17 protein-coding genes and 1 tRNA gene are annotated in these 17,939 nt (G+C 23.0%); all 18 read right to left on the bottom strand.

What is annotated here, in order from left to right:
- Positions 1-23 precede the first annotated feature (23 nt).
- Complete coding sequence (locus AACL15_RS01670) at positions 24-794, bottom strand: GNAT family N-acetyltransferase (RefSeq protein WP_339034691.1); 771 nt, start codon at positions 792-794, stop codon at positions 24-26.
- A gap of 86 nt (positions 795-880) precedes the next feature.
- Positions 881-957 (bottom strand) — tRNA-Arg (locus AACL15_RS01665).
- A gap of 101 nt (positions 958-1,058) precedes the next feature.
- Entirely contained in the window at positions 1,059-2,528 is a 1,470-nt protein-coding gene (locus AACL15_RS01660; protein WP_339034690.1) for a hypothetical protein, read from the bottom strand.
- Positions 2,529-4,613 carry a hypothetical protein gene (locus AACL15_RS01655; protein WP_339034689.1) on the bottom strand — a complete coding sequence of 695 codons (2,085 nt, stop codon included), beginning with the start codon at positions 4,611-4,613 and terminating at the stop codon, positions 2,529-2,531.
- Positions 4,614-4,622: 9 nt separating this feature from the next.
- Complete coding sequence (locus AACL15_RS01650) at positions 4,623-7,376, bottom strand: hypothetical protein (RefSeq protein WP_339034688.1); 2,754 nt, start codon at positions 7,374-7,376, stop codon at positions 4,623-4,625.
- Between the two features lies 1 nt (position 7,377).
- Positions 7,378-8,241: a lipoprotein gene (locus AACL15_RS01645; RefSeq protein ID WP_339034686.1), complete on the bottom strand. Its 864-nt coding sequence runs from the start codon at positions 8,239-8,241 to the stop codon at positions 7,378-7,380.
- 714 nt (positions 8,242-8,955) lie between these two features.
- The gene (locus AACL15_RS01640) at positions 8,956-9,174 is read right to left on the bottom strand and encodes a hypothetical protein (RefSeq protein ID WP_339035084.1); all 219 of its coding nucleotides are present in this window, start codon (positions 9,172-9,174) and stop codon (positions 8,956-8,958) included.
- Positions 9,175-9,222: 48 nt separating this feature from the next.
- On the bottom strand, positions 9,223-9,435 hold the full coding sequence (locus AACL15_RS01635; RefSeq protein WP_339034684.1) for a hypothetical protein: 213 nt from the start codon (positions 9,433-9,435) through the stop codon (positions 9,223-9,225).
- A 339-nt stretch (positions 9,436-9,774) separates the two neighbouring features.
- Positions 9,775-10,005 (bottom strand): hypothetical protein, encoded by a 231-nt coding sequence (locus tag AACL15_RS01630; RefSeq protein ID WP_339034682.1) that lies wholly within the window; start codon positions 10,003-10,005, stop codon positions 9,775-9,777.
- Between the two features lies 1 nt (position 10,006).
- Positions 10,007-10,870 carry a lipoprotein gene (locus tag AACL15_RS01625; RefSeq protein WP_339034680.1) on the bottom strand — a complete coding sequence of 288 codons (864 nt, stop codon included), beginning with the start codon at positions 10,868-10,870 and terminating at the stop codon, positions 10,007-10,009.
- Between the two features lie 289 nt (positions 10,871-11,159).
- A complete protein-coding gene (locus AACL15_RS05475) occupies positions 11,160-11,324 on the bottom strand; it encodes an IS3 family transposase (protein WP_422398401.1) in 165 nt (54 codons plus the stop codon).
- 263 nt (positions 11,325-11,587) lie between these two features.
- Entirely contained in the window at positions 11,588-11,806 is a 219-nt protein-coding gene (locus AACL15_RS01620; RefSeq protein ID WP_339035084.1) for a hypothetical protein, read from the bottom strand.
- Positions 11,807-11,941: 135 nt separating this feature from the next.
- Positions 11,942-12,355, bottom strand: a complete 414-nt coding sequence (locus AACL15_RS01615; protein ID WP_339034678.1) for a hypothetical protein — start codon at positions 12,353-12,355, stop codon at positions 11,942-11,944.
- 51 nt (positions 12,356-12,406) lie between these two features.
- Complete coding sequence (locus AACL15_RS01610; RefSeq protein WP_339034676.1) at positions 12,407-12,637, bottom strand: hypothetical protein; 231 nt, start codon at positions 12,635-12,637, stop codon at positions 12,407-12,409.
- A gap of 6 nt (positions 12,638-12,643) precedes the next feature.
- Positions 12,644-13,501: a lipoprotein gene (locus tag AACL15_RS01605; protein WP_339034674.1), complete on the bottom strand. Its 858-nt coding sequence runs from the start codon at positions 13,499-13,501 to the stop codon at positions 12,644-12,646.
- 268 nt (positions 13,502-13,769) lie between these two features.
- Positions 13,770-14,633, bottom strand: coding sequence for a lipoprotein (locus AACL15_RS01600; RefSeq protein WP_339034672.1), 864 nt, complete (start codon positions 14,631-14,633; stop codon positions 13,770-13,772).
- Between the two features lie 43 nt (positions 14,634-14,676).
- A complete protein-coding gene (locus AACL15_RS01595) occupies positions 14,677-16,272 on the bottom strand; it encodes a hypothetical protein (RefSeq protein ID WP_339034670.1) in 1,596 nt (531 codons plus the stop codon).
- Positions 16,273-16,288: 16 nt separating this feature from the next.
- Positions 16,289-17,608 carry a methylenetetrahydrofolate--tRNA-(uracil(54)-C(5))-methyltransferase (FADH(2)-oxidizing) TrmFO gene (gene trmFO, locus AACL15_RS01590; protein ID WP_339034668.1) on the bottom strand — a complete coding sequence of 440 codons (1,320 nt, stop codon included), beginning with the start codon at positions 17,606-17,608 and terminating at the stop codon, positions 16,289-16,291.
- Between the last annotated feature and the right edge of the window lie 331 nt (positions 17,609-17,939).

The following is a 17,939-nucleotide window of genomic DNA, read 5'->3' as shown; positions in this document are numbered from 1 at the left end:
ATAAAATCACCTATATTCTTTTGTTAGTAAACTAACTTAAATTGTTCTAATCAGAAATTTTCTTCTGTAAAACCTAATTTTTTATAAATATTAAAAGCCATTTTACTACCAAACAGGCATGCTTCCTTTTGGCCCTTTTCTAAGCATCTATTTATTAATGACTTCATTAAAAAAGTAGCAAGACCTTTTCCTCTTGCAACTTCTAATATTGCAATATCATCAATAACAGTTATATTTTCATCAAAGTGAGTTAAATGACCTGTTCCTACATATTGACCATCATATTTTATAATGTAAAGTTCGCTTACCTTTTGATACTCTTCAAAAATTCCAAAAAATTTTTTAGAGTCTGTTACTTCATCTGAAAATATTGTTCCAACTATCTTTACAAAATTGTCTAATTGTTCTTTAGTATCAACTTTTATAAATTCAGCTTTTTTAACACTATATTTTTCATACTTTTCTATATTATTTAAATTAAGCGACATAAATTGATAATTAATTTTAAACTTAATTTCATTAATTAATTTTTGCTTTTGATAAGCTTTATTTGTAAAATTATTTACAAACTTTGGACTATACTTTTTAATTTCATTAAATCCTTCAAAATTATAATCTCAATTTTTCTTTATAATTGAGGTTGGATGATCATTAAAAGATAATAATTCGTGCTCATTTATTTCTAACTTGTTAATTTCATTATTAACTGGATCAACATAATAACTTAAATAAACTTTTGCAATTGTGTCATATTTTTTTACTTCTGATATTTTTGATTTATATTTGAATTCCATATATTATTACCTCTAAACCTCAACACACTTATTTTACAAAAAAATAAAAAAAATGCTAGCAAAAGCTGGCATGTATTTTTTTAAATTGGCGCCCACGAGAAGATTCGAACTTCTGACCCTACGCTTAGAAGGCGCATGCTCTATCCTACTGAGCTACGTGGGCAAAATAAGACAAAATAATAATAGCAAATTTTAGACAAGAATGCTACAATTTTATCTCTTTGGTTATAAAAATATAGTATTATAAATATTCTAAAATTTAAATTATTTTGCCTTTTTACCAAATTTATTAGATTTATGAGTTTTTTTATTTTTTATAGGTAGATTTTGTTTTTTATAAAATCATTTACCTAAATATTTTAATTGTAGTTTATCTCAAAATATTAAAACTAGACTAAATAAAATATTAATATATAAAGTTAAACAACCAGAGTAATAATTTGATATTATTTTTCAATTATTCTCATTTTGAAAACCATATACAATAAAAATAGACGTTAAAAATGTATTAAAAGGTAATAAAAACATTATTGAGTTTTTTAAATTTATACTTATTAAATGCTTATATAATAATTCCTGTTCGAAACCTTTTGTTACATTTAAAAAAGGAGCTAAATTAATTCTATTTTCAGACAAATAAAACGCTTCTAAAAATGAACTCTTTAGAATAAAGAATTTAATAGCATAGCTATTATTTTTTTTAAACTTATTAATATTAGTATCAATATCTTTTAAAACCTTAAAATTAATATTATAGATTTTTCATTCTGTATACGCATAATTAATAGAAGATATAAGCATTCCTCCAGTAATAGCATGCAATAAGATAATAATTAATAGTTCAAAGTTAGAAGAGAAATCCATATTAAGACTAGTAAATAAAAAGTCAAAATTATTATAATCTGTAGAATTTGAGAAATCCTTTAGACTTAAAGTAGTTATCACATTACCAATTAAAAATATTAAAGTTGATATTTTTAGATTAATTGAAATGATTAATAATATAATAAAAATCAATAATGGAAGTAATAAAATGACTACTTTCCATTTTTTAATATATATAACATTTGAAAAAGATGCTAGTTTTTCATGTCCTAGAAAAAAGAATAGTAAAATAGAAATTACTAATATAGGTAATATTATTTTTAATAAAATTACCATTATTGTTGAGTTTAACTCTTCAATTCTATGTCTTTGTTCATTTAAATTATTTAAAACACCATAGATTATTTCAATTAAACATATTGAAGATACTAATGAACCATAAATCATTCATTTTGAAGATATGTTTAAAAACTGAATCGGATAAATAAATATTAAAGGTATTAATACCAATCTAGCAAATTTATTTGGAAGAAATAACCCTATTGTAAAAGAAGCAATAAAACAAAAGCCAACAATAAATGATGGGTGAACTACACTAAAAATAATATTTCAAAATGAATATATAGTATAGTTACTAATCATTAAATATGCTGAGAATATCAGCAAAGTAATTTCTATTACATAATAATTCCTGATTTCATTTAAGCTATTCTTGGAAATGTTAATATACTTTAAAATACTACCTAAAATTAATAACATTATAAATAAAATTACTAAAGGAATATTAATATTATTAATAATATTCCCTAAAAATATTAAGGAAAATATTCAAATAGTGCTAATTAAAATTATAATAGATGACCTTATTACTTTTTGATTATCATATTTATTTTTTTTAATAGTTTTCATCTATTGAAGAATTTCTTCTACAATTTTCTTAAGTTCATAATCATTTCTAAAAGTATAAACTTTACTATTACCATCTTTATCAATATTTGTGTACATATATATATTAATTAACTCATTTGAATATTGTGTAGAGTGTGAAATACCTTCCATAACAGCTTCAAGAGCTTTTAGATAACTATAAAAGTAAATTTTTCCTCCAACAGAATTTATTGAGCTTATACCATAAATTGTATAAACACCATCTTGAACAATTTCACTATATGACCTTGGTTGACCATTTCATGAGTCTATTTCTTTTTTATTAATAAATTTACTTGTTAAATTTACTTTTTTTCTCATTGCTTTTATTGCTTCATCACCTGATTCTGCAGAAGATTCAAAGTTTCCAAAAACATCATATGCAAAATATCTATTTAAAAGAATTGCTGATTCATACTCAAACATTTTTCTTCTTGCTTCCGCCTCTGTTGATGATAAAACTAGTCCATCTTGTGAAGAAATATCTTGTTGATCAATATGTGTATACATTAATCTAACATCCATATCTCCATATAGGAAAGTATAGTTTTCCACTTGCTCTTTTGTAGCTCAAAAATCATCTCTAATTTTATAAACTACTTCATTATTTTCTATTCTAGTTTCTCCATTTAAAATATCATGCTTATTTTTTTTATGATAATTATATTGACTTTCATAATATGAATATTTTTCTCCTTGTTGACCATTTACGTCATATAAATAGTCTTTTGCTACATTATACTTATTCATTGGTCTATTAACATCACTAATATTAGTTTCACTAGTTATTTCATCTGGTATGTCTTTAAATAATTTTTTTATTTTAAAATCATTATATCAAATTTTATATAAATCATTCACTTCCTGAGTTGATAAATCCTGATAATTTGAAACAATTCTAGTTAATTTGATGTCTGAAAGTAGGTTTTTATTATTAAAATCTGCAAATAGTTTCACATTTGTTTGCCCAAGTTCTTCAACTGATTGAAGACTAAAATTTACTTTTGCAGGAGTATTTTTTTTACCTTTCTTTGCTGGATAATATTCTATTTTTGAGAATTTTTTATTTACTTTTTTATCAATACCTGAGTTTTCAAAATAATAATGATATCTTCTATTTTTATTTTGTTCATTTACTTCTCTTCAATTTTTTTGGCTTATTAAAATTTCTCTAGTGATTGATGAATCATCAAACTTAATATTTTGTCCTACAGATGAAGTAATAGATTCACTTCCATCATTATAATGAATTTTAAAATCAATTCCTTTTGTTGTAGTAAATCTAAATCACTTTTCAACATCAAGATCAATAAAGTTTTCATAATTTAAATCATTTTCACCTAAAGAGTTTTTTGATTTTGTTCAAGGAGTTCTTAAAGTTGCTTCAATTGTATCTTGTATTGTTTTTTTAGTTCCATATAAAACATTTTGTCCTGTAATTTCACTTGCAGAAACTCTATAGCCTTCTTTTAAAATATTCTTTAAAGCACTTTCATCTTCTTTATTAAATACATTATAATAGCGTCCATTTATATAGTAGTATAAAGATTTATGTAATCCCCCTTGATAAACATAATCATTTTTGGCCTCTTCTGGAGAATCAAATCAATTTAAGTTATCATAGCTATACTTATGGGTAACAGAGCCTCCATTTACGTAAGTACTTAAAGCAGCTTCCTTATTTATAGAAACATTACCAAAAGCATCTCTATAAATTCTTTGAAAGTTTTCTTGTTCTAGATCATAAATTTTTGTTTCATCTAGTATTCCATTTCCTGCATCTTTAATAATTTTATTTGGATTAGAACTAGTTTGTAATTCCTTAATATTTTCCATTTCAGTTAAATATAAATAAAGTTCATCTTCGCTATAAAAATCTAATCCATCAATAGATCATTTTTCAATTTGATCAACAGGTTTTGCATTGTCTTTAATACTATTATAAAGATTTTCAAATTCAATAGAATTTTCTATTGAATTTAAAGTGGTACTATAACCAACCACTGTTAAAGGAGTTGCAACCATATTTAAGCTTGAGAAAGCTAATACTGCTTTTAAACCAATCATTTTAATCACCTACCCCTTTACTTCTTTTGTATTTTTTGAAACTCATTGATAAAAGACAGCTTCACTTGTAAATAACATTCCTCTAAAACTTATTTCATAATAGACTGAAGTATCTGTTTTTCTTTTTATGTCTGAATTATTAAAAATATAGTACAATGCATCATTATAAGTAGCAAAATAGCGATTTTTACCTTTAAAATATACTTTAAATATTGAATAATTTATCCCATTGTATTCTTCTAATTCATTATAATATGTTGTTTTAATTAAATCAGAATTTAATATTGTTTTGCTTTCTATTTTATTTTCTAAAAATTTTTTTTGCTGTTCTCAAGCTTGGTTCAAAGTATCATAATAATAATTCATTCCAGAATTAGTTATTTTATATTTAGTAAGAAATTTCTTATTAGTTATATTTTGACTCATACTGTTTAATGCATCAGCTTTATTTTGAAAGAAATTACCAAAACCATCACTATATTGTTTAACAGACTTCGAAGCAAAATATTTATCAAATATTTTTAATTTAAATTCTTCAAACTGTGTAATAAATTGATATTCCATTTCATTTTCATTATCACTGCTATTATCAATTTTCACTTCAAATTCTTCTTGCTGAGACATTACATTTATATATAACATGTTTGTATCACTAAATCTTAAAGGATTTGAAACTATATAATTTTTTAAATACTCCTCTGCTTTTGCTATTCCAGTGAATAAACTTCCATAAACAATATAATAACCATCTTCATTTGGGTTTGTTGTTTTATCTGGCTCTGGCATAAATGCTGAATCAGTTTGAATTAATGGAACTTGATTAATATTTTTCTTAAAATCATCATTATCTATTTCAATTCCAAGAAGTGGTATTTTAAAACCTATTACTTGATATTTTAATACCTGTCCATTTCCTAAATCATTTTCATATGTTCTATATGACAAGAATGATACTATATTTCCTATATCTCAAACTGCTTTTGCCACATTAAAACCAGCTAAAGCTTTGTCAAAACCCTTCATAGGTGATATAGGTTTATTATCATTTTTTTTAAATTTAACTTCTCCTGTTTTTGAATCTACTTTTGCAAGATCATATTTTTTTATTAATTCATCTTGATATTGTTTTTTTTCTTTTGCAGAACTAAATTTTGTTTTTTCAAATTGATACAATGCATTATCTAAACTTAGTTTTTTAATTTCTTCACTTGTTTTAGAAATATTCTTTTTAAGTTCATTAATTTTATCAAAATCTCCAAAGATAATATCTCCAACATCATTTAAAGCCATTAATAATCCATCCATACCAACTAGTTTACTTGGAGAAGTATATTGGAATTTTGAGGGATTTAAAAATAAGTCTATTATATCTGAAAAGTTTAATATATTTTCTTTTCTTGTTGTTTCTAATGTTTCTTCAATAAATAGACTATCTAAGAATTCATTATCAACAATAGTAGTAGTTGATTCAATTAGCTCTCTTAAAGTTTGTTTTAAAAAATTAATTAAATCTAATACTTCTTGTTCTAAATCGTTATTATTTCTTGTAATTATGAAAAGATATAAGTTTTTGAAAAAAACTAAGTTTTTTTCAAAAACAGGTAATTCATGAACAGATGATAAATTATTTTTAATTAATTTATATTTGAAAGATTCAGAATCAAACATATCAAATTTATAAATATTTTTAAATAATTCATTGAGGGTTTTTACATTTTGTTTGACATTAGTTACAAATAAGTCTTCCAAATCCCATTCATGATTGACTTTTCTTTCTGTTAAATTAGCAGAAGCTTTAATAAAAGAAGAAATACCCATCAATGGTGCCAATAAAGCATTCATTCCTTTTGTTTCAACTCTATTTCAACCAGTATATAATTGAGTCATAAATTGAGAAGTACTTAAATTAGACTCAATATATTGAGGTCCTGAGAATGTTCCTGATAGACCATTTGAATCAAAATTTAATCAATAAGCATTTTTAATTGGTTTAAATGGTTGAATTTTTTCTTTATCTAAATTTGTTAGATTCAAATTTGATATATTAGGTATATCACTAGGTGATCAATAAAATCCATTATGCTCATATCTAGTATCAGATGTTTGACCAATTCATTGTAAAACTTGTTCTTTTGTCATGTCTAAACCAGATATATTATACTTATCTGTTTGTTCTCCAGATTCAATTTGCTTTCTTATAACACTTTCATAATAGGCAATTGCATCATTTTGATTAGAGAATTCTATATTCTCTTGTCCGTTCAAATTATTAATCATATATTGTTTTTTAATATCTTGAAATGTATCAATAGCTTCATTTTTACTTGTATAAGTTCTATTATCGCTTCCCTTATAAATTTCTATTAATTTTTCATTTTCATTTGTTATAACATTATCAGATAATTGATTAGAAGTATCAATTATATTACTATTAATATTTTTATAAGTTTTATACTCTTTAATCGAGTATTTTTTTTCTAAATCCTTTGTTATATCATATAAACTATCAACAGCATAAGGCTTGGAATCATATAAATAAAAATCTTGTGCCGTTTCTTTTGAAGTATAATTAATATTATTATCAATATACTCATTTAATTCCTCTTTTGTATTAAATGTTTTACCATCAAAAACATAGTGAGAAAAATTATTATTATAGCTATTTGTTATAGTCAAAATTCCTATAAATGATGTTGATATTACTAAAGAAGATCCAGCAATTAATGATAATATAGTCTTTTTACTCTTAAATAATTTTCTCACCTTATATTACTTTATTTAATAATGTATTTATTTGAGTTTTCAAAAATACATTTTGATTATCCTTCATTGAGATTAATAAATCTAGACTATATTTATTTTTATACTCATTATACTCATCTAGTAATTCAAAATCTAATACATTAATATTAACAAAATCTAGTACTGACTTTTCTCTTGTGCCTTCATCCGTTTTAATGCTATTTTCAAGTTCTTTTGTAATCTTATCAAGTTTTAATTCCTTGTTATTAATATCATTTAATTCACTAGTAGTTACTTTTAGAGATAGAATATTAAATATATTTGTTTTTTCAAAACGAGTAGTTGTCATACCTTTATTATTTTTATAGAGTTCTTGATTAATTATTGAATTAAATCATACATCCAAATATTGCTTATTATTATACTGTTCTGTTTGAGTGAAATTAAACTTAAACTTAATTCCTCCATTATACTCATCATTAAATTTACTATTACTTCTATATCGAAAAACTGTTTCAAAGCTATATTTAACATTATTACTTATTTTATTCATTTCCTTACTTATTATTCTAGATTTACCATGAATAAAAGAGTAACCTTTATAATTAAACTTCTCATTAATTAAATCATAAAACTGTTCTAAAGCTAAATGTCCTATAATTGATTGCGTACCGATTATTTTATTATTTATTTCATATCCTTCTTCAAATATAAAAGGCCCTTTATAATTAATTTCACCAATTTCATTGACAAATTCTTTCAATAATTCATCTGTTAAATCCTGTTTAATAACTGGTTCTGGTGCTGGATTATTACATGCTATTACACTAGAAGATGAAGATGCCACTAAAGTTACAGCTCCTAAAATTACTAATAATTTTCTCATTTTTTTCCTTTTCCTTTTCAAAAATATTATATTATATAAATATAAATAATTTAAAAATATTTTATTTTTACAAAAATATTTTTGTAAAAATAAAATATTATAACTTAAATATTAATAAGCACTTCCCAACTTTTATAATAAATAAATGGAGATTATATTTAATAACTACTGTTAATTACCATAAAAAAAGAGCCACCGAAATTAATTTGAATATACTTTGTCAACTACACAAAATGCTTTTTTATAAAGTAATTGCATTAAATGCAATTACTTCTATTTTGATTCAATTATTAAAGTATTCATAAGATGGAGGGTTAGAAGATTTAACTCGTATTCTTTCATAATTATAGAAGTGAATATGTTTACTAATAGAGCTTTCCATTTTTTCAAAAGAGTTTACTTTTAACTCTTTCCTTCCTCTTTTAATGAAGAAAAGAATATTTCGCACATTACATTATCTATTGAATTTCCAAGCCTTGATAAAGAAATAATTATATTACTCTTTTTTGAATAGTTTTTTGCAAAAAAATGATGTATATTGAGAACCGTTATCAGAATGAATTATAAGCGATTTGCTGATGTCATTTCTATATTTTTTTGAATTAATAAGAGTATATCTGTAAATTTTTATATCATTTATTTTAAACTATTTATAACCAACTATAAATCCTGTCTTAACATCTTTTAAAATGCAAAGATAAGCAAATTTATTATTTAATAGTAAATAAGTAATGTCAGTCACCATTCATTCTTCTTATAAATTTCTCATTTTCTACTAACAATATTGGGTCCATGAGTAATACTTTTCTTTTCCTTAGGTTTTCTAATCATCTTTTTAACTCTAATTACTGAATCCATCTTATATATTCTCATTATTCTTGCTACTTTATTTTGACTAATCTTTATTCCCTTACTTTTTAAACATGCTGTTATTCTAGGACTACCTTAAATACATTTATATGTAAAAAATAAAAGCTTTATTTATTTTGCCATATCAATTTCTATTTTTATAAGATAATTCTTTTTACCATTGCTAACTCACCTATAATAACTTAATCTAGTAATTTTTAAAAGCTTACATAAATCTGAAATACTATATTTGTATTTAAATTCTTCTATAATTTTATAAATATAATTTATTTTTTCTTTTTTTTCTCTCATTTCATTAAACTTTTTTATAATTTCATTTTCCATTTCTAATCATTTAATCTTTTTTTTAAGAATTGCTAGTTCCTTATCTTTTGGATCTAAAGAATTTGGTCTAATACTAGAGTGCTTGTTGTGCTTTCCTGTTTTTGAAATTAAACATTCAGCTCCATATATTTTATAATTTATACAAAAATTTCTTGGTGTTGAATAATATACACCATATTCAATTAAAAGCTCTCTAAAAGTTCTATTTTCATTATAGTGTCTATTTACTAATTATTGCTTTTGTTTGATACTTAACATATTTGTTTTATTACCTCTAACATTTGCCATATAAAAAATTCTCCTTGTATACATTTTATGTTTTTTTAACATTATGTATACTTAGAGAATTATATTCGCAGTTTCTTTTGAAGTATAATTAATATTATTATCAATATACTCATTTAATTCCTCTTTTGTATTAAATGTTTTACCATCAAAAACATAGTGAGAAAAATTATTATTATAGCTATTTGTTATAGTCAAAATTCCTATAAATGATGTTGATATTACTAAAGAAGATCCAACAATTAATGATAATATAGTCTTTTTACTCTTAAATAATTTTCTCACCTTATATTACTTTATTTAATAATGTATTTATTTGAGTTTTCAAAAATACATTTTGATTATCCTTCATTGAGATTAATAAATCTAGACTATATTTATTTTTATACTCATTATACTCATCTAGTAATTCAAAATCTACTACATTAATATTAACAAAATCTAGTACTGACTTTTCTCTTGTGCCTTCATCCGTTTTAATGCTATTTTCAAGTTCTTTTGTAATCTTATCAAGTTTTAATTCCTTGTTATTAATATCATTTAATTCACTAGTAGTTACTTTTATAGAAAGATTATTAAATATATCCGCTTTTTCTCAAAACGAAGTTGTCATACCTTCATTATTTTTATAGAAATTACGATTAATTATTGAATTAAATCATACATCCAAATATTGCTTATTATTATACTGTTCTGTTTGAGTGAAATTAAACTTAAACTTAATTCCTCCATTATACTCATCATTAAATTTACTATTACTTCTATATCGAAAAACTGTTTCAAAGCTATATTTAACATTATTACTTATTTTATTCATTTCCTTACTTATTATTCTAGATTTACCATGAATAAAAGAGTAACCTTTATAATTAAACTTCTCATTAATTAAATCATAAAACTGTTCTAAAGCTAAATGTCCTATAATTGATTGCGTACCGATTATTTTATTATTTATTTCATATCCTTCTTCAAATATAAAAGGCCCTTTATAATTAATTTCACCAATTTCATTGACAAATTCTTTCAATAATTCATCTGTTAAATCCTGTTTAATAACTGGTTCTGGTGCTGGATTATTACATGCTATTACACTAGAAGATGAAGAAGCCACTAAAGTTACAGCTCCTAAAATTACTAATAATTTTCTCATTTTTTTCGTTTTCCTTTTCAAAAATATTATATTATATAAATATAAATAATTTAAAATATTTTATTTTTACAAAAATATTTTTACAAAAATAAAATATTATAGCTTAAATATTAATAAGCACTTCCCCACTTTTATAATAAATAAATGGAGATTATATTTAATAACTACTGTTAATTACCATAAAAAAAGAGCCACCGAAATTAATTTGAATATACTTTGTCAACTACACAAAATGCTTTTTTATAAAGTAATTGCATTAAATGCAATTACTTCTATTTTGATTCAATTATTAAAGTATTCATAAGATGGAGGGGTTAGAAGATTTAACTCGTATTCTTTCATAATTATAGAAGTGAATATGTTTACTAATAGAGCTTTCCATTTTTTCAAAAGAGTTTACTTTTAACTCTTTCTTTCCTTCCTCTTTTAATGAAGAAAAGAATATTTCGCACATTACATTATCTATTGAATTTCCAAGTCTTGATAAAGAAATATTTATATTACTCTTTTTTGAATAGTTTTTTGCAAAAAAATGATGTATATTGAGAACCGTTATCAGAATGAATTATAAGCGATTTGCTGATGTCGTTTCTATATTTTTTTGAATTAATAAGAGTATCTCTGTAAATTTTTATATCATTTATTTTAAACTATTTATAACCAACTATAAATCCTGTCTAACATCTTTTAAAATGCAAAGATAAGCAAATTTATTATTTAATAGTAAATAAGTAATGTCAGTCACCATTCATTCTTCTTATAAATTTCTCATTTTCTACTAACAATATTGGGTCCATGAGTAATACTTTTCTTTTCCTTAGGTTTTCTAATCATCTTTTTAACTCTAATTACTGAATCCATCTTATATATTCTCATTATTCTTGCTACTTTATTTTGACTAATCTTTATTCCCTTACTTTTTAAACATGCTGTTATTCTAGGACTACCTTAAATACATTTATATGTAAAAAATAAAAGCTTTATTTATTTTGCCATATCAATTTCTATTTTTATAAGATAATTCTTTTTACCATTGCTAACTCACCTATAATAACGTAATCTAGTAATTTTTTAAAGCTTACATAAATATGAAATACTATATTTATATTTAAATTCTTCTATAATTTTATAAATATAATTTATTTTCTTTTGTTTTTCTCTCATTTCATTAAACTTTTTTATAATTTCATTTTCCATTTCTAATCATTTAATCTTTTTTTTAAGAATTGCTAGTTCCTTATCTTTTGGGTCTAAAGAATTTGGTCTAACACTAGAGTGTCTGTTGTGCTTTCCTGTTTTTGAAATTAAACATTCAGCTCCATATATTTTATAATTTATGCAAAAATTTCTTGCTGTTGAATAATATACACCATATTCAATTAAAAGCTCTCTAAAAGTTCTATTTTCATTATAGTGTCTATTTACTAATTCTTGCTTTTGTTTGATACTTAACATATTTGTTTTATTACCTCTAACATTTGCCATATAAAAAATTCTCCTTGTATACATTTTATGTTTTTTTAACATTATGTATACTTAGAGAATTATATTCACAGTTTCTTTTGAAGTATAATTAATATTATTATCAATATACTCATTTAATTCCTCTTTTGTATTAAATATTTTACCATCAAATACATAGTGAGAAAAATTATTATTATAACTATTTGTTATAGTCAAAATTCCTATAAGTGATGTTGATATTACTAAAGATGATCCGGCAATTAATGATAATATAGTTTTTTTACTCTTAAATACTTTTTTCACTTTATATTACTTTTTTAATAATGTATTTATTTCTTTTTCTAAATAAATGTCCTTATTGTCTTTCATTGAAATTATTAAATTTAAACTATATAAATCAAGACTTTCATTATATTCATCTAATAAATTAACATCTACAACATTAATATCTAATAAATTTAATATTGACTTTTCTTGTTTTTTTTCATACCTTTTAATGTTCTCTTCAATCTCTTTTTTAATCTTGTCAAGTTTTAATTGTTGGTCAACAATCTCATTTAATTCGCTAGTAGTTACTTTCATAGATAGAATATTAAATATATTTGTTTTTTCAAAACGAGTAGTTGTCATACCTTTATTATTTTTATAGAGTTCTTGATTAATTATTGAATTAAATCATACATCCAAATATTGCTTATTATTATACTGTTCTGTTTGAGTAAAATTAAACTTAAATGTAATTCCTCCATTATAGTCTTCATTAAATTTACTATTACTTCTATATCTAAAAACTGTTTCAAAGCTATATTTAACATTATTGCTAATTTCAGTCTTTTCCTTATTTATTATTCTAGATTTACCATGAATAAATGAGTAACCTTTATAATTAAACTTCTCATTAATTAAATCATAAAACTGTTCCAAAGCTAAATGTCCTATAATTGATTGAGTACCAATTATATCATCATTTATTTGATATCCTTCTTCAAATATAAATGGACCTTCATAATTAATTTCATCAATTTCATTGACAAATTCTTTCAATAATTCATCTGTTAAATCTTGTTTAATCACAGGATCTGGCCCTGGGTTATTACATGCTATAACGCTAGAAGATGAAGATGCAATTAAAGTTACAGTTCCCAAAATTGTTAATAATTTTCTCATTGTTTTCCTTTTTCCTTTTCAAAAATATTATATTATATAAATTTAATAACTTAAATTTGTTTTTTATTTAATTTAAAAACCAGTAGTAAAACTACTGGTAAATTTAGGTTACATTTTTCTGTTATTTTATATTAAATTTTTTACCATAGAATATATAATTAGAAAAATTATTATACTTAAAACTCCTATAAGTGATGTTGATATTACTAAAGAAGATCCAGCAATTAATGAAAATATAGTCTTTTTACTCTTAAATATTTTTTTCACTTTATATTTCTTTATTTAATAATGTATCTATTTGAGTTTTCAGAAATACATTTTTATTATCCTTCATTGAGATTAATAAATCAAGACTATATTTATTTTTATACTCATTATACTCACCAAGTAATTCAAAATCTGCTACATTAATATTTATTAAATTTAATATTGATTTCTCTCTTACTTTCTCATCAGTCTTAATTGCATTTTCAAGTTCCATTGTGAGCACATCAAGTTCCTTTTCTTTATCATTAATTTGATTTAACTGTTCAGTAGTTAACTCAATATCCAAGTGATGAAAATTATTTAAATTTTCAAGTTTAGATGTACTCATTCCTTTATTATTTTTATAAAAATCTTGATTAATTACTGAATTAAATCATACATCCAAATATTGTTTATTACTATATTTTTCTGTTTGAGTGAAATTAAACTTAAACTTAATTCCTCCATTATCAAATTCATTAAATTTACCATTACTTCGATATCTAAAAAATACCTCAAACGTATATTTAACATTATTTTTTATTCCATTAATTTCCTGATTTAATGTTTCTGCTGTTCCATGAATAAAAGAATAATCTTTATAATTAAACTTCTCATTAATTAAATCATAAAACTGTTCTAAAGCTAAATGTCCTAAAATTGAACTTGTTCCCATTATATTATTGTTTATTTCATATCCTTCTTCAAATATAAATGGCCCTTCATAATTAATTTCACCAAGTTCATTGACAAATTCTTTCAATAATTCATCTGTTAAATCTTGTTTAATCACAGGATCTGGTCCTGGGTTATTACATGCTATAACACTAGAAGATGAAGATGCAACTAAAGTTACAGCTCCTAAAATTGTTAATAATTTTCTCATTGTTTTCCTTTTTCCTTTTCAAAAATATTATATTATAACTAATCTATTTTTTTCATCTTAATAATTTTAAAGGAAGTTCCAAATTTGAAATATACATTTTAGATTTTTCAAAGTCATTGCATAATAAATTTTCATATTCTTTACACATATTTTCAAATTTTGAATAAAGTTTTTTTACTAGTTCTTGTGTTTGAACAGTGTGATCCAAAGGATGAGGACCCATTAAAATAAGAATGTTTTTAAAAAGTTCAAATAAGTCATAATTCATTTTTGAAGCTGTTGTATTTTCAACTCCAAGCAATAAACTCATTATTTTTCCAATTTTATAAAAGCATTTTTTATCATAAAAGTCATCAAGTTTTGTATATTTTAATTCTAAAACTTCATTGATATCATCTTCAGAAATTAAAAAGTCAAATTCTAATAGATTTTCAACATCTAATTTTCTTTTAAATTTATCTTCTTTAGTTTCTTCAAAAAGATTTAAAACATCAACAAAAAGCTTTTTCTTTGGTTTTATTCTTGAATCTATTAAATTTGGTAAGTACTCGTGAATTAATAAAATTAATCTTAATTTTGCAAGTACTGTATAAATTATTTCTGAAGTTCTAAAAAGAGCTTCTTGATTATATGAAATAAATCTTTCCTTTTTTGATTCAATATAAGGAATTAAAACTTCTATATTAATATTTTGATTTGCAAAAGGTGATAAGATTTTAATATTTGATTTTTTTAATTCATTATTTATTTCACCATTTTCATTAATATACTTATCATCAGATATAAATAAAGGCAGATAGTTTTTTAATTGATCAAATAACTCCTCACCATCATCAAGCATAGTAACTGCACTAATTTCTTCTTTCATAAGAATAGTTGTTAATTTTGTTAATTGGAAAAGAGCTTTAAAGCGTTCTTTTAAATCAAAATTATTTCATTTGGACGACGAAAAATTACTTAAAAAGAAAAGTCACTCCTCATCACTTTGAATCAATTCATAAGTTTCATTTAAATAATCTAACTCTTTTTCTCTTCATTCTCTTCCAGAATTAAATTTTCTTAATAGAACATCTCTTTGATAACATTTTTCAATTCTTTGATATAAACCCTGTTTTTCTTGAATACCTATTAAACTTAAAGTGAAAACAAATGGATAAATTGTTGAAGCTTTTATTTTACCATCATCAGCTTCATAATTAATGTCATACTCATAGTTAATTACTAATTCTCTGATATAAGCTTGAGATAAATTTTTTCACATTTCATATGTTCTAAAACAATATTCATTAATATAAGGTAATAATAGATTTGAGATTATATCTCAACATAATTCATAAGTTTCCTCATCTTTTAAGTTTGCTTTTCTTGGTTTGTCCTTTACAAATCTATATCTAATTTTATAGATTTCTTCATATCTTTCTAAAATATATTCTGTATAAGAGTTATTTTCTTCTAAAGGAATTTGTGTTAAAACAATTCCACGATATAAAGAATATTGAATAACTCCTAAATAAACTACTGGATATAAATTATAAATAAGTTCCTTTTGAGTTGTAATATAGTATTTAAGTTGTGCATTTTCTTGTACCAAATTATGTAAACCATACCAAAAAATACTTTGTTTATCAATTTCTCTCATATTAACCTTTCGCTATTTATACTAATGTTTTAATAAATTGCTTCATTGAATTTAAAGCTCTATTTGAATACATATCTTTTTTTTCTTCTTTTTTAATTTTAGACTTAATTGCTAAATTTTCAACAATACTTCAATTTGCTTTCATAGGTTGAAAGTTTTTTGAACTTGTTGAAATAATATAATTTTGTAATCCACCCATTACAGTATTTATTGGAAATTTTATAAGCTCTTGTTGATTTAATAATCTTGCAATATTTATAGCAGCTATTATACCTGATGAAGTTGATTCAACATAACCCTCTACACCTGTAATTTGTCCTGCAAAGAATATATTATTATTTGATTTTAATTGATTGAATTCATTTAAAACAGTTGGCGAATTTATAAAGTTGTTTTGGTGCATAACACCATATCTTATAAAGTTGGCTTTTTCTAAACCAGGAATTAATCTAAAAACTCTTTTTTGTTCTGGTCATGTTAGATTTGTTTGAAAGCCTACAAAGTTATAAAGATTATCTGCAGCATTATCTTGTCTTAATTGAACTACAGCAAAATTATTTGTTCCATCAAAATTTCTTAAACCTGCTGGTTTAAGAGGGCCAAAAGTTAAAGTGTCAAATCCCCTTTTTGCCATTACTTCTAATGGCATACAACCTTCAAAGTATTTTAGATTTTGTTCCGATTCTAAATGTACAGGAGCTAATTCAGCAGATACTAACTCCTTATAAAATAACTCATATTGTTCTCTGTTCATAGGACAATTAATATAATCTTGAGTTTCTCCTTTTTCATAACGATTCTTTCTAAATGCAATATCCATGTTTATTGAATCTTTGGTTATTATTGGTGCAACTGCATCAAAGAAATAAAAATAATCTTGTCCAATTAACTTCGAAATCTCTGACTGTAATGTTTCACTAGTTAATGGACCTGAGGCAATTAAAGTTATTTGAGTTCCATCTATTTTTTTAAATTCCTCTTCAATTACTTCAATATTTTTATTATTTTTTATTTCATCAGTAATGAATTTTGAAAATAATTCACGATCTACTGCAAGACTACCTCCTGCTGGTATTTGAGCAAATTCAGCAGCTTTAATTATTAATGAATCAAACATTCTCATTTCTTCTTTTAAAGTTCCTACCGCATTTTTTAAATCACTTGATCTCAAAGTATTTGAACATACTAATTCAGCAAAATAATCCAATTTTTGTACTGGATTTCTTTTTAGGGTCTTTTTTTCATATAATTTAACTTTGATATTTCTTTTTGACAATTGGTAAGCTGCTTCACAACCTGATAATCCAGCTCCAATAATATTAACTATTCTTTTCATTGTTTAATTATAACAAAAAAAGTGACTTAAAATAAAAGGTAAATATCAATTTATCTAAATTTTATAAATATATTTTCAAAATTAATTATCTTGATAAATTATTACTAAATAAGCAGTTAAAAACCTATTATTAATATCTTGACTCTTTTTAAGATTCATCCTTTATTTGCATAAAGAAGTAAAATTACTTTCTTTTTTACATTATTAACTATTTAATTTAAATATCTTAATCCGGTCTTATTTCTCTATTTTTTATTTTTTGTATCTTTAAAGAAGTTATCTTTTTATTTCTTAGATAAATAAAATAGAAATTTCTAATATTAAAAAATGC

This window comes from Spiroplasma endosymbiont of Cantharis rufa (assembly GCF_964019665.1).
Classification (GTDB): domain Bacteria; phylum Bacillota_I; class Bacilli_A; order Mycoplasmatales; family Mycoplasmataceae; genus Spiroplasma_A.
Note: the sequence above shows the minus strand (reverse complement) of the source record. Positions and strands in the feature narration are given on the sequence as shown.